Raw genomic sequence first — 22,056 nt, forward strand, 5'->3', positions numbered from 1 at the left:
GGTATGAAGCGTTTTAAATGGATTGCTGTGTCATGCCTGCTTATCGTTGCTGTAACTGCCACAGCACAGAAACCTAATGCCATATACACCAACAAAAAACCCTCTGCCAATGGGACAGGAAAGGTGTATATGGGCAGAGAAATTGCCGAAATCATGAGTTTTGAGGGTGTGTCCTGGCTGGAGCGCAATACCCGGTCAAAGGAAGAAAATACTGATCTCGCCATCTCAAAATTGCCTGTTGCCAAGAATAGTGTGGTTGCCGATATCGGTGCTGGTTCTGGTTTTTATACCTTTCGGATTGCTCCTAAAGTATCAGAAGGCAAGGTTTATGCGGTAGAGATCCAGGATGATGCCATAACCTACCTGCAGAAAAAAGCGAGGGAACTTAATACAAAAAATGTGATGGTTATCAAAGGTGCGGAACAATCACCAAACCTACCTGATGGTTCCATAGATCTGGCCATCATGGTCGATGTATATCATGAATTGATGTACCCCCATGAATTTTTGCAGGCCATTAAGCGTGCTTTAAAACCAAAAGGCAAGTTACTGCTGATAGAATATAAACAGGAAGACCCCGAGGTTGCCATAAAGGAGGAACATAAAATGAGCGTTAAGCAGGTCAGCAAAGAGCTCAAGGCCAACGGCTATCATTTAATTCAAAATGGTCAGTTTATGCCCATACAGCATTTCCTCGTCTTTCAAAGAGATTAGTCCTCTTTATCGGCTCCTGCATAACAAATAACAGACAAATTATATTCTGATCAAATTATTAACTATTTTAGAAAAATAGATCAGAAATTAAATTAGTACTATACATTTTATGAAAACAAAAGACCGCAGAAGTTTTATCAGGGACCTGGGAATGTTAACCGCCGCTGCAGGCGTTTCTTCTTTAATTCCTTTTGATGTAATGTCCATGGCAAAGAAAGAATTTTTTAAGATTTCACTGGCCGAATGGTCTTTCAACAAGGCGCTGTTTGGTGGTAAGATGACTAATCTGGAATTTCCGCTAAAAGCTAAAAATGATTTCGGAATAAATATCGTTGAATACGTGAGCCCTTTCTTTAATAAGAAGGAGACCGATAAAGCTTATTTAAAAGAACTGCTTACGATCACCAAAAATGAAGGCATACAAAATCACCTGATCATGATAGATGGGGAAGGAGACCTGGGCGACCTGGACGAAAAGAAAAGAACCAAAGCAATAGAGAACCATTATAAATGGGTGGATGCTGCCAAAACACTGGGATGTCTTACTATCCGCGTAAATGCATTTGGTCAGGGCTCTGAAAGTGATGTTAAAACTGCAGTAATTGATGGTTTAGGTAGACTTACTGAATATGGAAAGAAAAACAAGATCAATGTGGTTGTAGAAAATCATGGTAGTTATTCTTCTGATGGAAAATGGCTGTCAGACGTAATGAAAGGTGTGAACAGCCCTTACTGCGGCACCTTGCCGGACTTTGGTAACTTCAAGATCAGCAATGAACGCTCTTATGACATGTATCAGGGAGTAAAAGACCTGATGCCTTTTGCCAAAGGAATCAGTGCCAAGACTTTTAAGTTCGACGAAAAGGGCGAAGAACCAGATATTGACTATACCAGGATGTTCAAGATTATCCATGATGCCGGCTTTAAAGGTATTGTAGGAATAGAATGGGAAGGCGATAGCCTTTCTGAAGAAGAAGGAATCAGGAAGACCAAGGTATTGCTGGAGCGTGTATTAGCGCAGTATAAGTAATTTTAGAGAATAAATATACCACATTGGTATGGGTAAAAAGGGGCTGTATCAGGATAACTAATACAGCCCTTTTTCGCAAAACCGGGCATACTTCATGCATCTGGCGTGCTACTTTTTAAACCGAAGTTGGTGAGAGCTGGTTGCAGCTGTTGCTTCCAGGATGAGTTCTGTGTTAGTCAATGTTTTTATTGTATAGGTATCTTCATCTGTTATGTCGTCATCGCCGGAGACAATAGTAAAGGCGATTGTATTATTATTTAATACGTAGGTACCCGAACCATTTTCGCCGTCAAAAAGTACGCTATAAGAACGATTGTCTTTCAAATCCAGATAATATCCCTTACCGGTAAAGTCTTCGGTTTCCACCGGCGTGTTTAAATCCTGATAAATACGAGTGCTGAGATTCCACTTGGCAACAACAGTCGGAACTGCTTCTTCTTTGTCTTTATCTTTTTTGCATGAGAACAAAACAAGGAAGAGAAATAAAAAGGGTGCCGCTTTAAAATTGGAAATAATTTTCATTTTTTAGGTAATTTATTAGTTTAATGCAAAAATACAATGCGTTAAATCACAATAAAATACCTATAATTAGGTATTTTATCAGTTTCTAATTGTGATATGAAATCAATGCTAAAAATCGAAAATAGACTGGAAGTTTATAAAGAGGCCGAAAAGATCTGGAAAGGAATTTCTGCAGAGCCACAGCTTAAAGGATTCATAAAAGAACTTGAATTGCACCAAAAGCTGCTCAACATCTTTCATACAGGCGATTTTTACCATTATCTTTTTAACGTTAGGAAGATGGAGTTTGCCTTTATAAGCCCAGAAATGCCAGGAATATTGGACTATCCAATGGAAATGATCAGCATGCCTTTCTTTTTAAGTATTATCCATCCTGACGATATTCCTTATTTTATGAGTTTTGAAAGCCAGGTGGTTCAATTCTTTAACAACTTACCAAACGAAAAAATTGGTAAATATAAAGTACGTTACGATTACAGGGTGAAAAAAGGAAATGGTGAATATATGCGCTTATTGCATCAGATGCTGACCATAATCCCCGACGAAAGCGGTATGCCCGTGCACAGTTTCTGTGTGCATACAGACATCACCTACCTAAAGCCAAGCGGAACTCCCCTCCTTTCTTTTATTGGACTAGAAGGGGAGCCATCTTATATAGATATAGGCCATCAGCCTGTGCTTAATATCAGTAAGGAAAGAATTAGTAAGCGGGAAAAGGAGATCGTTACGCTCCTGGCAAAGGGATACAGCAGCCAAAAAATTGCTGATGAGTTATTTATTGCCAGATCGACGGTTGATTCCCACCGGAAAAACATCCTTCATAAAACAGCATCCAAGTCTACCTCAGAAGTTATTGCCCAGGCAATCACGAAGGGCTGGATATAAGTTATTCATCTTGAACAGGGTCAAGATGAATAACTCGCTTATGGATCTTGAAAATTTAGCTCAGCTTTTTATATTTAATCCTGTGCGGTGTCACATCACCCAGTCTTTTCTTACGGTTCTCTTCATAATCACTGTAGTTCCCTTCAAAGAAATAAACCTGTGAATTTCCCTCAAAAGCAAGGATGTGCGTACAGATTCTGTCAAGGAACCAGCGGTCGTGACTGATTACTACCGCACAGCCGCCAAAGTTTTCCAACGCTTCTTCCAGTGCCCTCAGCGTATTTACGTCAATATCATTCGTGGGCTCATCCAGTAACAATACATTGGCGCCTTTTTTCAAGGTAATGGCCAGATGTACCCGGTTGCGCTCACCACCAGATAGAATGCCAACTTTTTTCTGCTGATCGCCACCGTTAAAGTTAAACTTAGACACATACGCCCTGCCGTTTACTGCTTTGTTTCCAAGTTGTATATTGTCTAATCCATCAGTAATGTTTTCATAAACAGTTTTGTCGCTATCCAGGTCATTGTGCATCTGGTCTACATAACCAAGGGCTACCGTATCTCCAACCCTGAACGTTCCTGTATCCGGTGTCTCCTGTCCTGTTATCAAACGGAATAAAGTAGTTTTACCTGCACCGTTCGGGCCTATAATTCCTACTATTCCAGCTGGAGGCAATGAAAAACTCAGGTTTTCAAACAATAGCTTATCACCATAGGCTTTGGTCACCTCATTGGCTTCGATGACCACATTGCCTAGCCGGGGACCTGCAGGGATAAACAATTCCAGCTTGTCTTCGCGTTCTTTACCATCTTCAGAAGCCAGTTTGTCGTAATTTGCCAAACGGGCTTTAGATTTTGCATGCCTTGCTTTTGGTGCCATGCGCACCCATTCCAGCTCACGCTCCAATGTTTTCTGTCGCTTACTTTCCGTCTTTTCTTCCTGCGACAGGCGTTTTGCCTTTTGGTCTAACCAGGAAGAATAATTCCCTTTCCATGGAATACCTTCACCACGGTCAAGTTCAAGGATCCATCCCGCTACGTTATCAAGGAAATACCTGTCGTGCGTTACCGCTATAACCGTCCCTTTATAGTTCTTTAAAAACTGTTCCAGCCAATCAATACTTTCTGCGTCCAGGTGATTCGTAGGCTCATCCAACAATAGCACATCTGGTTCCTGCAGCAATAAGCGGCACATTGCCACACGTCTGCGTTCACCTCCTGATAGCACAGCTATTTTGGTTTCCGGATCAGGGCAGCGCAGCGCATCCATCGCCCTTTCCAGTTTGGCATCCAGTTCCCAGGCGTTAACAGCGTCGATCTTATCCTGTAATTCTCCCTGGCGGGCCATCAGTTTGTCCATCTTATCAGCATCTGAATAATTTTCTTCCAGACCGAATGCTTCATTAACTTCTTCGTATTCTTTAAGGATGGCAGTAATTTCAGCAACACCTTCTTCCACTACTTCCCTTACCGTTTTACTTTCATCCAGCACTGGTTCCTGAGCCAGATAACCCACTGTATATCCCGGAGAAAAAACTACTTCACCCTGAAATGATTTGTCAAGTCCGGCAATGATCTTTAGTAGTGATGATTTTCCTGATCCGTTCAATCCAATCACACCGATTTTCGCGCCGTAAAAAAAGGACAGATATATATTCTTTAAAACTTGTTTTTGGGGAGGGTAAATCTTATTCACTCCCGCCATTGAGAAAATTATCTTTTCGTCTGACATGGTTATTTCCTTGTATGAATGCTGTTTTTAATGTAACCGGGATATAAACGCCCCAGTATTCATCGCAAAGATAAGAAAGCTAAGGAAGTTTCGTATTCCGATGTCATAAAGATTAAAGCAGCACAATTTATTAATTTAAGGGGGCACTTAAAGCAGAGACCCCCTTAAATTAATTTACTTAACGTCCGTTTTGAATCAGTGTTGAATTGGTGATTACTTCCTGCGGAATAAGTAAAGTATACCTGATGTCGTTAGGAGGAAGGGTATAGGTAGCCGTGCCGCCTTTACGGCTCAGCACTTTCGCAAACTGTGGATCACGGTTTAATCTGCGCAGATCAGTCCATCGCAGCCCTCTCATCAACAGCTCTTTTCTCCTCTCTTTAAGGATTAATGAGAGCGCATCATTTGCATCTGCTATGGTGATGTTAACATAAGTCCCGTTTAACCATCTCGTTCTGAGGAGCGTATTCAGGGCTTCCATCGCCGTCGCTGCATTGCCGGTCCGGGCATTACATTCCGCACGAATCAGGTACAGCTCATCTACAGCCAGGCCGTTAAACAGCTTTGCCGAACCGACCGCGCCTTCATAGTTTCCAATAAAACGGTAAGTGCCAGAAGGAACCGGAACGTCCAGATTCTCCTTTACAAGGATAATTTTACGAAGGTCATTGTTTGCATATTCTGCAATAATTTCAGGTGTTATTATCGCCAGGTCTTCGTATCCGTACCCGGGCTCTAAAGTCCCGTTTTGATGGAAGACAGTGGAATGAAAAATTACTTCAGCATTAAATCTCCTGAATGGTGCAAAGCTTTGTTTGTCCAGGGTGTTAAAATCAATCAGGGTGCTTTTAAGTTCCAAAGCCGCATTTGCGCTGATCAGCGCATTTGGATAGTCTCCCATCGACAAGTATACCCTTGCCAGCATGGCATGAGCAGCCACACGGTTGGGACGTGATGCCACCGTAGAAGTCGGGTTCATTAAGTCCGCGGCTTCAATCAGGTCTTTGACAATACTATCGTATGTATCCTTTACGGTGCCTCTTCCCGGTGTGTCATTGATGTCTGACATCAAATGTACCGGCAGACCGGCATCTTGCGGGGCAGTAGCTGTATTATACGGTTTCGCATACAACTGAGCCAGGTTCCATAAAGCATAGGCCCGTAAAAATAACGCAGCACCTTTAATGGGATTCAGCACGCTTGCTGCTTCTTTTCCTTCCAGATCCCCCACCGTCTCCAATACCAGGTTGGTGTGGTAAATTTTGTTGTAAGAACTTACCCATTGCTGACCTGCCGCGCGTATGGCATCTGCTTTCCAGGAATACAGATTGCGGTCTTCAATGCTGATCTGGTCTGAATCAAACCTTTCTTCATTCAGGCGATAGTCATCTGCTGAAATTTCTCCGTCAATGGGATAATTTGTGTTAAACAGGTCATAATTGTCCAGGATCAGCTGACAGTCATTCGCCGTTTCCAAAAAAGACTGTGAGCCGCTTTTTTTGATGTCTACATACTTCTGGCAGGACACCAGACAAAGTGTGATTAATAACGTTATGTATTGATGTAATTTCATAATATGCAGATGTTAAAAGTTAGCGGATAAACCAAAACTATACGATCTTGGGTTCGGATAATCAAATACCTCAGGGTCTATTCCCTGATCATTTGCTTTCCAGATAATTCCCAGGTTATTTACATTGGCGTAAATCCGTGGATTCTTGATAAACCTGTTGCCCATTGTTTTAATTGTATAAGAGAGATTGATCTCCTGTAACCTGATGTGGTCTCCCTTCAGTACATTAATCTCCGAATACCGGTAAAAATTGTCCCTGTTCTGGTTATTGGAAGTAAATATGGCAGAGGGAACATTTGTTCGCTGCTCATCACCTGGTTTTTGCCACCTATCCTGATATTCTACCCCCTGTATTGCCGGTATGGTGCTGTTCAGTTGGCTATAATTGACTACCTGCGATGCAGGCCTTCTGAAGTAATACCCAAGCTTGTACATCAGGTTAGCGGAAACAGAGAAGTCCCCGTAGCTAAAGGTATTCCTGAAAGCACCAAAATATACAGGAACTGCTGAACCAAAATATTTCAATGAGCCAATCGGTGCGTTTTGTATATTTTGGTAAGCAGTATTTCCGGCGGCATTGTTAGCAATTGTGACAATTTCCCCGTCTGCGTATCCTCTCGGATCACCTGTCTGAGGATCCAGACCTGCCCATTTATAGCCAAACAATCTGGATAGATCATACCCCTCGTTAAACGAACCTGTGCTGTTCGTTACCACACTTCCCGCTGCACTGGCAGCGTTGGCATACAGTTTAGTGACTTTAACTTTGTTATAGCTAAAAAGAAAATTGCTGTTCCATCTGAATGATCCGGCCTGCACATTCAGGGAGTTCAGGTTGAAGTCGATACCATGGCCCCTCAGGTTGCCTGTATTGTAAGTGATATTGGTATAGCCGGTACTTGGATCGAGTGCCCCATTCGACAATAAGTCTGTAGTCTGCTTATTATAATATTGTAAACTTCCTGAAAGACGATTGCCGCGCAATCCAAAGTCCAGCCCGATATTCCATATACCGGTTTTTTCAGGACGAAGCTTACTGTTGGAGATGCCAGTACCGAAACTGGTATATGCATATGGCAAGTCATTTACGCCATTGAAGTCTGAATACGTGATCAGCGGACGCGCCAGCACTGATGGGTTTACATTTCCATTGTATCCGAATGTTGATTTAAAGATCAATACCGGGAACAGATCTGAATGGTAAAAAGGCTCATTGGCAATATTCCAGCTACCACCTACAGAATAATAAGGTGTTCCCTTTTCATTGGTGCCACGGCCAAATTCACTGGATATATCCTTACGTATGCTGGCCGAAAGTGTATATTTCCGGTCGTAGGTATAGGCCGCATTCGCATAAGAACTAAAGGTCCGTATTTTGTTGTCTACGAATCCAGTGGATAAATTAGGAATGTATTCTCCGTTGTAGCCACTAAAATCTTCCTGAAACACAATTGGGATCATTGTTTTATAATCCAGTTTATTATTGCTCCTAAGCGTATTTTCATCATAGCCATAATAGCCATCTGTCTTGGAGATGCTGTAATTTTGTGCTACATCCATACCTGCTATTGCAGATACCTGGTGCTTTTCCGCCCAGTTCTTGTCAAAGTTCAGCTGGCCTCTCAGTGTCTGGTTGCTGGATTTAGTAAGTCCCGTAGTGTACTGACCGCCTGGTGGCAACTGCTTTACATACGGTGTTACCGAATTGCCCGTCATGGGATTGGTAGATACCAGCGAGGTGGTAAAATAGTTGATCAGGTTTCGCATGTAAAACGAATTCTGCCGGTAAAGCGAATTGTCTTCATTTCTTCCTGTATTATAGTTATAGGTAGCCTGTACCGACAAGCCGTCAATAATTTTATAATTACTGCTAAAATTAAGGTTAAGGTTTTGTGATTTCAGGTTGTTGTACCCTTCATTGATGTCCTCTAGCGGTTTGTACCTCCAGCTCAGGAACTGACCTTTGTCATACGTTTGCTCAAAGAGGTCTATAAATCCGGGACGGTAGGTTTTCGTGAGTTCCAGCGCATTTCCCTGTTCATCTTTCAGACGCGAGTAGGGAAAGAATGTTCCGTTAGAGATTCCGGTGATCCTGTTTTGCTCTGCCTGTTCGTTATTGTTCTGAACGTTGTAGCTGATGTTTCCCTGCAATTCGAGGTTTTTAAGAGGTCTGGCTGCAGCGCTGTAAGTAAGTACCACTCTGTCCAGTCCGGAATTCTGGGTATTGTTTACTGTCCTGTCATACCCTCCTGAGAGCCGGTAGTTAAATGCGTTTGTTCCTCCATCCAGTCCAAGTGAATAGCTCTGAGTTACTCCGTTACGCAGAAAATAATTAGTATAATCACGTCTGATGTCATTTCCCCTCAGCACATCCAGTTGTGCATTGGCCTGTGCCTCAGTAAGCGTACCCTTAAACTTCCAGGCATCCAAAATCTCTGCTACCGGTGAAATGGTTTCCTGTCCATACAAAGTAGTAATGCTAACAGCCGGTAATGGCCTGTTCGCGTTTAAAAACTGCGATTTTTGTGCATCTATCAATTCAGAAACACTCATGGTCTTATTGTAAAAAAGATCTACTTTTTCTGAAACGCTTACATTGCTGTTGAATGAAATACGCAGCTTGCTGTTGTAGCCGCCTTTTTTAGTTTTTATCACGATTACGCCATTTGCAGCTCTGGAGCCCCAGATGGAACTTGCTGCGGCATCTTTGAGTATCGTAATGCTCTCTACATCATTTGGGTTGACCTTATCTATAGAATAGGGCGTGGCTATCCCGTCTATTACTACCAGTACCTGTCCGCTGTAATTTCCGTTCAGGTCAGCATTGGCATTTTCATTCAGCGTATTTTTACCTCTGATTGTCAGGTTTACCAAGGGCGATCGCTGTGCATTCGGATTACTGGAATTGACAGGTCTCAGGTCATTCCTGAAATCCATTGATGTGGTAATGCCCTCCAGTCTCCTTACAAGATTTGGGTCGGTACTGTGCTGTAATTGCTCCTTGCTGACCACTTCAAACGATCCGGTTGCCCTTTCCTTTGGCAGGTCCTGATAACCTGTTGATACTATACTAACCTCTTGAATTTGACTGATCTGGGGTTCCATTTTAATCAGAAAGTCTCTTTTTCCGCTAATCGCCACTGTATCTGTTCTATAGCCAACATATGAAATGATCAGTCGGCCGCCAGGATCAAGGTTTGTAAATGCAAATTTTCCGGTAACATCTGTTGCCGTACTTTTTCTCGTTCCCTCTACGCGCACTACTGCACCGAGCATGGGGTACCCGACCTCGTTCAAAACCTGACCGGTAATATCAATGGCTTGCAGGTAATCACTCAGCTGGTCCAGCAAAGATTTTTTGCGTTCCTTTACCACAACCGTGTTTTCGTCTATGGTATAGGTGAGTGGTTGGTTCTTAAAAATCAGGGTCAGTACTTCTTCCAGGTCTTGTTCCGCCACCTGGATGGTGATAGGCTTGGTAGCTGTAAGCTGACCGTCCGTATACAAAAAATTGTAGCCGCTTTGTTTGCGGATATCTTTAAACAGCGTTTTCAGGCTTACATTTTTTTTAGACAGCGTGATCTTTTGGGCAAGGCCTGTGGCGCTGACCTGCATCATGGTGGCTATTAAAATTAAAGTAGTCAATCGCATAATGAGCAATAGTTTATCAAATTGGTTTTTATACATTTCATCTGGTTTATGACAAAGACAGAGGCAGCCGATGAAGGGCCTTCAATATTGCTATACTCCGCAATATTGCCTAAGTTTGTTTGTCTGGTTTGTTGAATAGAATCGCAAATTGTATGAATATGATCCAGTCACCGGGCCGGTTGTGTAGCAAGCACTTCTGGCCCTTATCATTGGGTCATCGTATGATCGGGTTTATTTCGTTACGATAATCCTCCTTTCTTCAATTTTAAAACGTACTTTATCAGTAAGCTGCAGCTTCTTTAATATCTGAGAAACTTTAGCATATCGGTCTACTGTGCCGCTAAAAGTGTCCTGCGGTATTTCTCCTTCATAAGTCACCTCGATGTTATACCATCTGGATATCTTTCTCATGATTGACTGGATATCCTCGCTTTCAAACATGAAATAACCATTTTTCCAAGCGATAACCTCTTCAGTTTCTGGTCTGCTGATGGCCAGTTTTCCGTTGTTTAAACTGGCTTGCTGTCCTGGTAAAAGCACTGCGGTCTGTCTGGTCCCATTGGTTGATACCCTTACCGATCCTTCCAGCAAGGTCGTCTTTATTGCAGGATCGTCAGCATAAGTGCTGACATTAAAATGCGTGCCCAGCACCTCTACCTGCTGTCCTTTGCTCTTTACTATAAACGGCCTGGTTTGGTCTTTCTTTACCTCAAAATATGCTTCCCCGGTGATTTCAACAGAACGCTCTTTTTTACTGAATATCACTGGGTAGGAAACAGATGATGCCGCGTTTAGCCAAATCGTAGAGCCGTCCGGAAGAACCACCTGGTATTGCTGACCTTTCGCCGTTTCCAGCGTATTGTATTTGGGTTCGCTATTATCCCCATTTATCAGCTCGGCAGCATAAGTCAGTTTGCCTGCACTACTTTTACTAATGCCTATTCCCGATTCCGTACCTACCAGTCCTTCCTTCGTTTGATCCAGCAATATTTTTTTGCCATTGGCAAGGGTTAACGTTGCGGCATTCTTCCCTGCGGGGATATCATTTTTAACCAGCAGGTCAATGTCTGAGTGTCCTTGCTGCTGCAGCAGAAGATATCCCCCAAAACTCAATATAAACAGCAAAGAACCGGCAATCGCGATTTTTGGCCAGAGCCTGATTTTTTTTGTACGCGGGTTTGCTGATTCCAATTTTGACCATACTTCGTCCAATGCGGCCATTCGCTCATAGAGCGGCAGCTCGGCCTGTTGACTACTATTGTACTCCAGGTACCAGCTTTCCAAAAGGGCCTTTTCGCTTTCTGAGGCTGTTCCTTCGCTGTATTTCTTTAGTATGTTTCTGACTTCCAGTTCGGTCATGATTACTTATAGGATGTTTGTTAACAGTTAGACAAGCTGGGGACAGGTAAGGAGGTATCCATTTATAAAAATTATTTTCTTTTTCTGCTGATTAGTATGTATGCCCCAAATAATGCCACTAAAATAGGGGCCAAACCCAGAAATATCATTTTTAAATTTGAAATCTCTTTCTTTTTCAGTTGAATATCGTCGTCTTTTGAAGCAGGTCTGCTGGTATCGACCGGAAATTCACCGTTACTAAGCCATTTAAATATCTCAGTTGCAAAGCGGCTGTTCATCGCCTTTGAAAGTTCGGCGTTCGACATAAAATCAGCATCCCCCGCTATAAAGATCTTTTGCCATTTTCCCTTTATCGATCTGCTTAAAATCACAGCAGCCGGATAGCTCCCCTTTGTGTCGCCCGATGAAGGATCAAAGCTCAATTCAGACGCAGCGGCATCGATGTTTCCGTATTTGTTCCAGCCGGTAGGCGGACTCAGCAGCAATGTGTCGGCCTTAAATCCACCCTCAAAGCGGTATATTAAAGCAGATGCACCGCTCATCGCTACCGGCATTCCTTCTTTAGGATTGTTCATCGTCAACTGCGTGGGTGCATTGTCTTTGCTGGGCATGACCAATGTGCCTTCTTTCAGTCGCATGCCAAACAGTTCCAGTACGGGGTTTATTACAGATTGATGTCCGGGTTCAGTAGTCACCATCACATTTCCTCCGCTATCTATGTATTTTTTCAAGATATCCAATTCAGCATTGCTCAGGTGCTCTGCAGGATCTGCCAGCAGCAATACAGCAACATCCTTCAGTTTATCGGGGCTGCTTAAATCTACATCTGCCACCTCGAATCCCTGGTTGATCAGCGACTTTCTTGTTTTTTTTGCATTGGTGATTAGCTGGTAGTTGCGCTCACCTGTTTTACTGCTGCTCCGTTCATTGTGGCCGGTTACAAACGCGATCTTTGAAGCCGGTACCAGCAACTGCTTTATAGCTGCCGTTACCTCGGCTTCTGAAGGGAAGGCATCGATTTCATCATAAAGCCTTAACGTACTTTTCTTACCCTTATACTCCAGTATCCGCACCAGGTTATTGTCCTCCGTTTGCAGGTTGATCAGTTTACGTATTTCTGCAGGAGACATAAAGTCGCCCATATCGACCCCCATATTGTCCGCTACCTTTTCTGCAATTTGTTTCATGCTCAGTCCTGTCAGATCGCCCTGATAGATCATATTTCTATTGTTCTTTAAGTCGGTGATGTCATAATAATATACATACTTCATTTCAAGACCGGGGATATACCGCCGGTATTGATCAAAACGCGACAGGTCCAAATTCCTCGAGGCCGGAAGCCCTGTATAAACATTCTGGTCTAAGAGGTTGACGTAGGTAGTAATGGTAAGTGGCCCGTCTATCTTTCTGGCTACCAACTGACTATTCGGGGTAAGGCTTTGGGATTTATTGGCTGTCAGATCTTTATAAATTATGAATCTGGGTCTTGACGAGAAATATACCAGCAGGAGTGCAGCTGTCACAACGACTGCATATCGGGGTATCTGCTGCGTCCATCGCTTTGCTGAACGGGCGGCTTCCAAACGCAGGATGCAAAGCGATAGAAATAATGCGATGATAATGAGAAAATAAAGCACATCCCTGCTGTTCAGCAAACCTTTCAACAAGTCGTCAGTTCTCCCCGCTATCGATAAAAAATAAGTAATGTCCCGTATAAAGGCCATTTCCTGACCGATAGTGCCCACATATTGCAGACCTGCGAAAACTGCAAGTGTACTGATGGCAGCTACTACCTGATAGGGAGTAAGGCTGGACATAAATAAGCCAATAGCAGCATAGGTGCAGGTAAGCAGAAATAGGCCCGTCAATCCGGAGATGATCAGTCCGGCATCTGCATTTTTGATCACCATCATACCTGCAATGGCATAAGCTCCAAGCACAAGGATGAGCAGAAATCCATAAGTGGTGATGGCCAAGTATTTTCCTGTAATGATCTCTTTTATCTTCACTGGTGAGGACAATAGTAACTTTATCGAACCACTGCTCGTCTCCCTGCTCATCAATCCCATTGTAAGTAAAGGTATGTACAGGTAGATGTGCTGCAGTGTCTGCTCAAATAAACCGCCCGTACCCGGAAATAAGGCAAAAGTCAGATCATTTACGTTATTGCCCATAGCAATTGCTTCCCGGTAACCGCCAAACATGCCCAAAAAACGGGTGCCGCTCTGTACGATGAAAATGATGAGCACCAGCCATGCTACTGGTGAATAAAATAAGATGCTGAGTTCAAGTCTGGCTATCGTTAAGGTTTTTCTCATTTCGTTTGTTCCGGCTTTTTATGATTGGAGAGTTGTGCAAATATTTCGTCAAGCGAGCTTTTTTCCAGCATGATCTCCGTCAGTTCCCAACCCTGGTTCATACTGGTTTCAATGATCATCTTTGAAATATCTTCCGACGCTGTAAAATGTAGCCTGATGTTTCCTTCATTGGCATTTTCCGCACGTTTGATGTTGGGCAACGCCGCAAGTACCTCCAGGGCAGGGGGCCTTTTCATCGACAAGAGGACCGAATTAGGCATGATGTAATTGTTAAATGCCTGCATTGTATCAGCAAATACCATTCTTCCGCCTTCAATCATTCTGATATCCTGACACGTGGCCTGAACTTCTGACAGAATGTGTGTAGAGAAGATGACAGACCGTTCTTCAGCTATCTCGCGGATGAGTTTTCGGACCTCCAGGATTTGGTTAGGATCAAGACCATTTGTTGGTTCATCAAGTACCACCAGCATGGGATTGTGTATAATGGCCTGTGCAATGCCCACCCGCTGACGGTAACCGCCGGAAAGGTTACTAAGCAGCCTTTTGCTAAAATGCGCAATCCCGCATTTTTCTTTTACCGCTGCCACTGCGAAGCGGATCTCTCTGGCAGGGATATCGCGTATCGCAGCACAGTAATTCAGATACTCATCTACATTAAGATCGAGGTGCAGGGGTGCATGCTGCGGTAGAAAGCCTAATTTTCTTTTTGCCTTTTCTGCTTCTGTGCGGATATTGATCCCATCAATAAAGACATTTCCTTCGGTTTGGTTCAGAACGCCGCACAAAATGTTCATGGTGGTAGATTTGCCTGCACCGTTTGAACCCAGCAAGCCCAGAATTCCATGCTGACCCACCTCAAAACTGATGTCCCTGATTGCCCAGTCTTTATGATAGCGATGAGAGAGGTGCTCAATCTTTACTATACTTTTATTCATTTTTTTTGTTTAGTCTGATAGTAAGACAAGACAACGTATGCCAAGGAGGTACGCAGATTTTAAAAAAAGAAAAAATGATTGGGACGCCCCTATTGCTATTAAAAGACAGAAAGCATCAGGCAAAGACCAAGCTTTGTCCGCAATATTTTCAAAGCCTTGGTGACCTGTTTTTTTACCGTTTGCTCAGTAGTGCCCATGATGGCAGCAATTTCTTTATGGCTGAGGTGCTGGTTTCGGCTCAGCTCAAAGACTTCTCTCATTCGGGGAGGCAAACCGGCTATTTCTTTGTCTATAAGTGCTTTCAGCATGCTTTCCCTTACCCGGTGGTCTGTTACCACGGGTGCCGATTCGGAAAATTGCTGTATGGAAGAAATGTATTTATTCTGTACATCTTTGCGAACAATCACATTGAGGATGTGGTTACGCACACAACTATACAGATATCCCGGCAGGTTGTTCCCTATGCTGATGCTTTCCCGCTTTAACCACAACATAGTAAAAACCTCCTGGATGGTATCCTGGGCTTCTTCTTTATTTCTTACTTTATTCCATGCATGGTTGTGCAGCACAAATTTATAACGGTTATAGATTTCTGAAAAAGCACTCCGGTCCCCAGATTCGAGTAAATCCACAAGTTCCGCGTCAGTAAGAAATCCATAGTCTGCCATACTTCCTTAAAGGGAGGTAATTTATGAATTTTTTCAGTAAACGACATGTAATAGGATTAGCCTTTAGGATTTCCCCTCCAGTGCAGCTGTCCTTCAAGCAATCTGGTTTCAAATTCATATACCGGATATTTGCTTTCTATCAGTTTAATCAGCATTTGAGCGGCAATTTGCCCCATTTCAAATGCGCTTTGCCGTATATAAGAAATGCGCGGCGACAAAATATCAATTACGTCTGAATTTGAAAATCCGATGATCATCAGCTTTTCTGCTTTATCAGGATCATTGTTTAAGATGCGCATGGTTACTGTACTTAGCCGGTCGCTGGCAATGAACAGCGCTTCGGCTCCAATCGAATCTGATAAAAAGTGGTTTAAGGCTTCTTCTATCTCCAGTTGGCTTCTGCCTCCTTCATGGCAGTATTTTATCAATCTTTCATCAAATTCAATATGGTGATCGGCCAGAGCGGAAAGGTAACCCTGCAGGCGTTCCACGGTGATCGAAAGCTGCGGTGCATTGGCCAGGTGCCCGATCTTTTTAAATCCTTTTTCGATCAACAGTGCCGTAGCTTCATAAGCGGATTTAAAATTATCGGTAGTAACTTTAAAGGTTTGTATCTCTTCTATGATCCTGTCAAAAAACACAATGGGAAGCCCCCTTTCATGTAATTGGGTAATATGCCTGTAATCGGTGGTGTGTGAAGACATAGAGATCAAAATTCCGTCTACTGAGCGGTTGGCCAGGTGTCCAATATTGATTACCTCCCGTTCATAAGAGTCATGGCTCTGCGTGATGATCACATGATAACCAGCTTCATAGGCGATAGATTCTATCCCATTGATCGTCTGCGAGAAAAAACTATTTGCAACATCGGCCACCAGTACGCCAATTGAATTGCTCCGGCGGTTTCTTAAGCTTACCGCGATGGGATTGGATTGATAGTTTATTTTTTTAGCATATTCAATCACGCGTTTTTTTGTTTCGGCGCTGATTTCATGACTGTTTCGCAATGCCCTGGAAACAGTAGAAGGGGAGATGGACAATGCCTCGGCAATTTGCTTAATGGTTGCAGCTTGGAACATAAACAAGTATAATAAAAAATCGTCTGACAATACATTTTCGGCAACGATTGCGTAGTTTTAGTTGAGCTTATTCTTTTTTTGTCCATCAGGAGTAATTAATCTTGTCCTGGATGCAGATGAATTTATTGTCATAGCCCTCATCAATAAAACCAAATATACGGATGAAAAAAATAGTACTACAATTATTGTTATCGCTGGCCTGCTTCAGTGCATTCTCGCAGGGAACAGTTATTAAATACCTTTCAGGAACAGATAAAGACCATACTGTACAATGGGATTTTTACTGTACCGCAGGCAGAAAAAGTGGTGAATGGACAAAGATTGCTGTGCCATCCAACTGGGAGCTGCAAGGCTTCGGAAGTTATAATTATGGCCATGACAAAGACAAGGCAGCCGAACAGGGTCTTTACAAACACGAGTTTCTTTCAGAAAACTGGACAAACAAAAGGGTGTTTATTGTATTTGAAGGGTCCATGACCGATACCAAGGTGATGATTAACGGCAAAGAGGCCGGCCCAATACATCAGGGCAGCTTTTACCGTTTTAAATATGATATTACTGATTTATTGAAGCCAAGCGGTAAGAACCTGCTGGAGGTTACTGTATCCAAAATGTCTACCAATACCTCTGTCAATACTGCCGAGCGCAAGAGCGATTTTTGGGTGTTCGGAGGGATTTTCAGGCCTGTATACCTGGAGATTGTCCCCAATACTTTCATTGAGCGGACAGCTGTAAACGCCAAAGCCGACGGCTCATTTCAGATAGACGTATACACACAGCAACTAAAGGGCGATGAAACCATTGAAGGGCAGGTGCAAAAGCTGAACGGTGAAAATGTAGGTAAACCCTTTGCTGTTCCCGCAAGCGCGGGAGAGGGGATGATGCAACTAAAAGCCAATTTTACAAACCCACTTTTATGGAGTGCCGAATTTCCTAATCGTTACCAGGTAGTCCTAACCATAAAAAATAAGCAAGGAACAGTTCATAAGATTAAGGAGAAGTTCGGCTTCCGCACCGTCGAACTTCGACTTAATGACGGTTTCTATGTAAATGGAGCCAGAGTAATCATGAAAGGCTCCAACCGCCATAGCTTTTGGCCGGAAACAGGCCGTACCTTAAGCCATGAAGTTCACGTTCTTGATGCGCAACTGATGAAGGAAATGAATATGAATTCAGTAAGGATGTCACACTATCCGCCAGATGTGGACTTTCTGGATGTATGTGATTCCCTGGGGCTTTATGTACTGGACGAGCTTACCGGCTGGCAGGCAAAATATGATACCGAAGTGGGTCGTAAACTGGTTAAGGAACTCGTAATACGAGACGTAAACCATCCATCTATAGTATTTTGGGACAATGGTAATGAGGGTGGCTGGAACACCGAGCTTGACAATGACTATGCTTTATATGATCCTCAAAAACGTACCGTCATCCACCCATGGGAGAAGTTTAACGGTACCGATACAAAGCATTATCAGGATTATAAAGCAGTAGAAAAGACTGTGGCTACCGGCCAGGAAGTTTATTTTCCTACAGAATTTATGCACGGCTTGTATGATGGAGGTGCTGGTGCAGCATTGGATTATTTCTGGCGGTTGATGCTCAAACATCCTCATTTTGCAGGGGGCTTCATCTGGGCCTTTATTGACGAGGCTGTGATCCGTACCGATAAAAACGGTATTTACGATTCAGATGGCAACCACGGTGCAGACGGCATTGTCGGCCCGCACCGCGAAAAAGAAGCCAGCTACTATACCATTAAAGAGGTCTGGTCGCCGGTATATATAGAACCGCAGCCCATTGATGCTGCTTTCAAAGGTCAGATTCCTGTGGAGAACAGGTACTCTTTTACCAACCTCAACCAATGTACTTTCAAATGGAAGCTGGTTAAGTTTCCTACTGCAAAAGACAAAAGCACCGCACTTACTACAAAGGCAACCGGCACTCCTGCCGCGCTCAGCCTCAAACCAGGCGAGAAAGGAACGCTCAACTTAAAGCTACCTGCATCCTGGGCGCAAAGCGATGCCCTCTACCTAACAGCATACGGGCCTGATAAAAAGGAGATTTTTACGTGGAGCTGGGCCGTCAGTACCCCGGCATCGATTGCGAAAATAGCGTTACCCAGACCTGTCAGAGGATCGGTGAAGATCAGTGAGACGATCCAAAAAGTTGAAGAAACCGAACAAAACCTGATCGTAACCTGCGATGGCATCAGCTACCATTTTGACAAGCTGACTGGCTATATCCAAAAGGTGGTGAAACCATCGGCTACCATATCACTGTCAAACGGACCTGTACTGGCGGGGATAAACACGGAGCTAAAACAGTTTAAGCACCATAAGAACAGCGGCCAGCATGTTGTAGAAGCCGACTACCAGGGCCTTGGCTCTTTACATATAAAATGGACTTTTACACCAGGTAGCAGGGTTAAACTAGAATACAAATACAGTCAGCAAGGCGATTTCGATTTTATGGGCATTACGTTCAATTATCCGGAAGAAAAGATCACCGGTATGAAATGGCTGGGTCGAGGCCCTTACAAGGTATGGCAAAACAGGCTCAAAGGACAGCAGATCGGCGTATGGCATAAAGCTTACAACAACGCCATTACGGGCGAAACCTTTGGTTATCCTGAGTTCAAAGGATACCATGCAGAAGTAAACTGGGTGACCATACAAAATAAGGAAGCTGGATTTACCGTGTACACGGAAGATAAAAACCTGTTTTTTCAAATGCTGCATCCTGAAAGAGAGAAAGCCGCATTGAAAAATAACAATGTAGAGCCTGCTTTTCCGGAAGGTAGTATTGGTTTCCTTAATGCAATAAGTGCCATTGGTAACAAGTTTCAGTCGGCCACCCAAATGGGTCCTCAAAGCCAGAAGGTGAAAGCCAGTGGTGAGCCTGTCAGCGGTACCTTATGGTTTGATTTTCAGTGAGAACTTAACAGTTAAGACATTAAAACAAATACACAAATACAACCATAAAATGAACAAGACGCTATTGTTTGGATTGAGCATCACCGCTGTACTATTTTCTTCCTATGCGATTCGGAAAATTAATCCGGCTAAAGAGCCGGCACCGATTACTTTAAAAGTACGACAGGTCGCAGGCAACCTGCAGGCGCCTACTGCAATCGTTTTCCCGGGCAATGGCGATATTTGGGTAACGGAACAAACAGGAAAGATCCGACTGATCAGGAATGGGAAACTGAGTCCTTCAGCAGTGCTTGACCTGCAAAGCAAACTGCCGAAAATAAACAATAGTTACGAAGAACGCGGTCTGCTGGGAATTGCACTCCACCCAAAATTTAGTGTCAATAAAAAATTCTACGTGTTTTACAGTACACCATCAAGCGGAAAATTTAACCATACAGATGTGGTGGCAGAATACAAGCTGGCCAGTGCTGACAAAGCCGATCCCAACAGTGGCAGGATCATTCTTGCAGCCGATAAACCTGACGGAAACCACAATGGAGGCTGCTTGCAGTTTGGCAAGGATGGCTTTTTATACATATCTTTTGGAGATGGCGGCGGACAAGGTGACAAGCATGGAGAAATTGGCAACGGACAAAATTTAAATACCTGGCTTGGTAAAATATTGCGCGTTGACATCAATGCAGATTCCGCTTATGCAGTGCCTAAAGACAATCCTTTTGTTGGCAGAGCAAATACTAAACCTGAGATATGGGCATATGGCTTCCGTAATCCATACCGGTTTTCCTTTGACAAAGCCTCTGGGCAATTGTTTGCCGGAGATGTAGGTCAGGACCTATGGGAAGAGATTGACATTGTTAAGAAAGGCGGAAACTATGGGTGGAGGATAACAGAAGGAACACATTGCTACAATCCCGCTAAAGACTGTGATGTGAACGGGATTACGATGCCCATCGCCGAATACAATCATAGAGAAGGCGTGTCCGTTACGGCCGGCTATGTTTACAACGGCCGGCAGATACCTGCACTAAAAGGTAAATATTTGTTTGCAGACTGGACAGGCCCTGTATTTTATTTGCAAAAAGCGGGTGCGGTATGGCAGAGAGGAAAAGTGACCTTGCAAAACATCGCTGAAGGCTCCAAAATAACTGGCTTTGGGGAAGACCAGGCAGGTGAAATCTACGTACTGACCAATCCGGATACAGGACCTGGAAATACCATGGGCAAGGTCTATAAGCTATCTGGCGGTAAGTAAAGACAAGGAATTGTTTGATATTTTGTAGATTAATTCTAAATAAATACTCGAATAAGGTCAAATTGTTTTAATTTTATGATCCTAACTTATTATATGATTAAAATCTTTGTAGGCGGTTTATCACCGGAGGTCTCGGAAATGGATTTGGTAGTCTTCGTCAGTATTTATGCTGAAGTCCGCACGGTGAAGTTAGTGCGCGACAAAGCTACTGCAAAATCTAAGGGATATGCATTTCTAGAAATGACCAATCAGCTTGAAGCAGAAAAGGCTGTAGCAGAATTGAATGACATTACTTTCAGAGGGAATACCCTTACTGTTAAAATCGCAGAAGAGGTGCCTGTTAAAATTGTTAAGCCTACTAAATATGCGAAGGTTAGTAAGGACGTAAAAACGAAAAGACCAAGGTTAAGGTAAAGCCAATTTTCTCATTTCGTCCCGATGCGCTTTCCATACCTCAGGAAACTCCTGCAGCAAAGCGATAATTTTTCCGTGCCATAATTTCTATTGGTTTTCTATTTGTCTTCCATCTGTGTAGGTTCTGCCTGCGGATGGGCAACCAACAACCATCGGGCCAGCGACGGCTCACAGACGGGTTTTTCCGAACGTGGTCCGAACCTGAGCCGAAGCTGGCCCGAAGCTGGTCCGAAGCTGAAAAGGTGTCAGATCAAACGAAGATCGAGTTGTCTTATACTGAATTGTCCTTACAAAAAGCGGATAGTTAAACGGTTAAATCCTTACAATTATAAAAAGATATACTGATATATCCTTACATCAAATTTTCATCATACAGATATGCCCTTACACTGTTTTTTTGGTATTGGCTAAATTCCTGGTTGTGTCTTTTGTCGGGTGTCATCATTTCACAGCTCATGTGGGGTCTTACGTTGTTATATTTTTCTATTGCCTTGCAGACCGGTCCCACCGCCTTGGAATAAGATTGGAATGTATCATACAGGCCAAATTCTGTTTTTAAGATGCCATTTACCCTTTCGGCGACTGCATTATCATATGGGGATCCCGACTGGGTCATGCTAATAGCAATGTGGTTTCTTTGTAAGATCTGCACATACTCATCACAACAATACTGTATTCCACGGTCGGAGTGATGTATCAAAGGCCTCTTTTTATATTTTCTTGCCCCAATTGCCTTTTTTAGCGCAGAAATGCATCCAGAGGCTTTTAGGGATTGGCTAAGGTGATAGCCTACAATTTTCCTTGAATAGGCATCTGTGATCAGGAAAAGATAGATAAACCCTTTACCTGTTCTTAGATAAGTAATGTCGCTTACCCATACCTGTTCGGCCATGATGGGGCTTGTACGATTGATCATATCAGGCCATTTCCTGTAATGGTGAAAGGACATAGTAGTCGTTACGTATCTTTTTTTTGGGTATAT

At 43.3% G+C, this 22,056-nt stretch carries 16 protein-coding genes; 6 read left to right on the forward strand and 10 right to left on the reverse strand.

Translation table 11 applies throughout. From position 1 onward, the window contains the following. Positions 1-3: 3 nt before the first annotated feature. Together EZ437_RS08295 and EZ437_RS08300 are read left to right on the forward strand one after the other, a co-directional pair. A complete protein-coding gene (locus EZ437_RS08295) occupies positions 4-714 on the forward strand; it encodes a class I SAM-dependent methyltransferase (RefSeq protein WP_131595020.1) in 711 nt (236 codons plus the stop codon). A 109-nt stretch (positions 715-823) separates the two neighbouring features. After that, positions 824-1,744 (forward strand): sugar phosphate isomerase/epimerase family protein, encoded by a 921-nt coding sequence (locus EZ437_RS08300; protein ID WP_131595022.1) that lies wholly within the window; start codon positions 824-826, stop codon positions 1,742-1,744. A 108-nt stretch (positions 1,745-1,852) separates the two neighbouring features. Here EZ437_RS08300 and EZ437_RS08305 read toward each other — a convergent pair whose 3' ends face one another. Further along, entirely contained in the window at positions 1,853-2,266 is a 414-nt protein-coding gene (locus EZ437_RS08305) for a lipocalin family protein (protein WP_131595023.1), read from the reverse strand. Positions 2,267-2,371: 105 nt separating this feature from the next. Between EZ437_RS08305 and EZ437_RS08310 the strand changes: the two genes are divergently transcribed. Then, on the forward strand, positions 2,372-3,151 hold the full coding sequence (locus EZ437_RS08310; RefSeq protein WP_165500362.1) for a LuxR C-terminal-related transcriptional regulator: 780 nt from the start codon (positions 2,372-2,374) through the stop codon (positions 3,149-3,151). Positions 3,152-3,206: 55 nt separating this feature from the next. Here EZ437_RS08310 and ettA read toward each other — a convergent pair whose 3' ends face one another. The 8 genes from ettA to EZ437_RS08350 form a co-directional block, all read right to left on the reverse strand. Beyond that, positions 3,207-4,886: an energy-dependent translational throttle protein EttA gene (gene ettA, locus EZ437_RS08315; protein WP_131595027.1), complete on the reverse strand. Its 1,680-nt coding sequence runs from the start codon at positions 4,884-4,886 to the stop codon at positions 3,207-3,209. Positions 4,887-5,064: 178 nt separating this feature from the next. Further along, positions 5,065-6,459 carry a RagB/SusD family nutrient uptake outer membrane protein gene (locus tag EZ437_RS08320; protein ID WP_131595029.1) on the reverse strand — a complete coding sequence of 465 codons (1,395 nt, stop codon included), beginning with the start codon at positions 6,457-6,459 and terminating at the stop codon, positions 5,065-5,067. A 12-nt stretch (positions 6,460-6,471) separates the two neighbouring features. Then, a complete protein-coding gene (locus EZ437_RS08325) occupies positions 6,472-10,146 on the reverse strand; it encodes a SusC/RagA family TonB-linked outer membrane protein (RefSeq protein ID WP_131595031.1) in 3,675 nt (1,224 codons plus the stop codon). Between the two features lie 195 nt (positions 10,147-10,341). Then, complete coding sequence (locus EZ437_RS08330) at positions 10,342-11,469, reverse strand: FecR family protein (RefSeq protein ID WP_131595033.1); 1,128 nt, start codon at positions 11,467-11,469, stop codon at positions 10,342-10,344. A gap of 71 nt (positions 11,470-11,540) precedes the next feature. Continuing rightward, on the reverse strand, positions 11,541-13,787 hold the full coding sequence (locus tag EZ437_RS08335) for a Gldg family protein (protein WP_131595035.1): 2,247 nt from the start codon (positions 13,785-13,787) through the stop codon (positions 11,541-11,543). Further along, positions 13,784-14,725, reverse strand: a complete 942-nt coding sequence (locus EZ437_RS08340) for an ABC transporter ATP-binding protein (RefSeq protein WP_131595037.1) — start codon at positions 14,723-14,725, stop codon at positions 13,784-13,786. The genes EZ437_RS08335 and EZ437_RS08340 overlap by 4 nt, the downstream gene beginning before the upstream one ends. A 98-nt stretch (positions 14,726-14,823) precedes the next feature. Then, the gene (locus tag EZ437_RS08345; RefSeq protein WP_131595039.1) at positions 14,824-15,393 is read right to left on the reverse strand and encodes an RNA polymerase sigma factor; all 570 of its coding nucleotides are present in this window, start codon (positions 15,391-15,393) and stop codon (positions 14,824-14,826) included. A 56-nt stretch (positions 15,394-15,449) separates the two neighbouring features. Continuing rightward, positions 15,450-16,472 (reverse strand): LacI family DNA-binding transcriptional regulator, encoded by a 1,023-nt coding sequence (locus EZ437_RS08350; RefSeq protein ID WP_131595041.1) that lies wholly within the window; start codon positions 16,470-16,472, stop codon positions 15,450-15,452. Between the two features lie 161 nt (positions 16,473-16,633). Here EZ437_RS08350 and EZ437_RS08355 point away from each other — a divergent pair, with 161 nt between their 5' ends. The 3 genes from EZ437_RS08355 to EZ437_RS08365 all read left to right on the forward strand — a co-directional run bounded on the left by EZ437_RS08355 (position 16,634) and on the right by EZ437_RS08365 (position 21,074). Beyond that, on the forward strand, positions 16,634-19,408 hold the full coding sequence (locus tag EZ437_RS08355) for a glycoside hydrolase family 2 TIM barrel-domain containing protein (protein ID WP_131595043.1): 2,775 nt from the start codon (positions 16,634-16,636) through the stop codon (positions 19,406-19,408). A 49-nt stretch (positions 19,409-19,457) separates the two neighbouring features. Continuing rightward, positions 19,458-20,660: a PQQ-dependent sugar dehydrogenase gene (locus EZ437_RS08360; RefSeq protein ID WP_131595045.1), complete on the forward strand. Its 1,203-nt coding sequence runs from the start codon at positions 19,458-19,460 to the stop codon at positions 20,658-20,660. A 93-nt stretch (positions 20,661-20,753) separates the two neighbouring features. Further along, on the forward strand, positions 20,754-21,074 hold the full coding sequence (locus EZ437_RS08365) for an RNA recognition motif domain-containing protein (protein ID WP_131595047.1): 321 nt from the start codon (positions 20,754-20,756) through the stop codon (positions 21,072-21,074). A gap of 352 nt (positions 21,075-21,426) precedes the next feature. Here EZ437_RS08365 and EZ437_RS08370 read toward each other — a convergent pair. After that, the coding region (locus EZ437_RS08370; RefSeq protein ID WP_165500363.1) for an IS3 family transposase at positions 21,427-22,056 on the reverse strand (630 nt) is incomplete at its 5' end.

The organism is Pedobacter psychroterrae (genome assembly GCF_004331695.1).
In the GTDB taxonomy this organism is placed as follows: domain Bacteria; phylum Bacteroidota; class Bacteroidia; order Sphingobacteriales; family Sphingobacteriaceae; genus Pedobacter; species Pedobacter psychroterrae.

Excerpts from the sequence above, each read along its gene's own strand:
- EZ437_RS08350 (WP_131595041.1), bottom strand. The coding sequence starts at position 16,472 with ATGTTCCAAGCTGCAACCATTAAGCAAATTGCCGAGGCATTGTCCATC.
- EZ437_RS08300 (WP_131595022.1), top strand. The coding sequence starts at position 824 with ATGAAAACAAAAGACCGCAGAAGTTTTATCAGGGACCTGGGAATGTTA.
- EZ437_RS08310 (WP_165500362.1), top strand. The coding sequence starts at position 2,372 with ATGCTAAAAATCGAAAATAGACTGGAAGTTTATAAAGAGGCCGAAAAG.
- EZ437_RS08325 (WP_131595031.1), bottom strand. The coding sequence starts at position 10,146 with ATGTATAAAAACCAATTTGATAAACTATTGCTCATTATGCGATTGACT.
- EZ437_RS08355 (WP_131595043.1), top strand. The coding sequence starts at position 16,634 with ATGAAAAAAATAGTACTACAATTATTGTTATCGCTGGCCTGCTTCAGT.
- EZ437_RS08345 (WP_131595039.1), bottom strand. The coding sequence starts at position 15,393 with ATGGCAGACTATGGATTTCTTACTGACGCGGAACTTGTGGATTTACTC.
- EZ437_RS08365 (WP_131595047.1), top strand. The coding sequence starts at position 20,754 with ATGATTAAAATCTTTGTAGGCGGTTTATCACCGGAGGTCTCGGAAATG.
- EZ437_RS08360 (WP_131595045.1), top strand. The coding sequence starts at position 19,458 with ATGAACAAGACGCTATTGTTTGGATTGAGCATCACCGCTGTACTATTT.
- EZ437_RS08320 (WP_131595029.1), bottom strand. The coding sequence starts at position 6,459 with ATGAAATTACATCAATACATAACGTTATTAATCACACTTTGTCTGGTG.
- EZ437_RS08295 (WP_131595020.1), top strand. The coding sequence starts at position 4 with ATGAAGCGTTTTAAATGGATTGCTGTGTCATGCCTGCTTATCGTTGCT.
- EZ437_RS08335 (WP_131595035.1), bottom strand. The coding sequence starts at position 13,787 with ATGAGAAAAACCTTAACGATAGCCAGACTTGAACTCAGCATCTTATTT.
- EZ437_RS08330 (WP_131595033.1), bottom strand. The coding sequence starts at position 11,469 with ATGACCGAACTGGAAGTCAGAAACATACTAAAGAAATACAGCGAAGGA.
- ettA (WP_131595027.1), bottom strand. The coding sequence starts at position 4,886 with ATGTCAGACGAAAAGATAATTTTCTCAATGGCGGGAGTGAATAAGATT.
- EZ437_RS08305 (WP_131595023.1), bottom strand. The coding sequence starts at position 2,266 with ATGAAAATTATTTCCAATTTTAAAGCGGCACCCTTTTTATTTCTCTTC.
- EZ437_RS08340 (WP_131595037.1), bottom strand. The coding sequence starts at position 14,725 with ATGAATAAAAGTATAGTAAAGATTGAGCACCTCTCTCATCGCTATCAT.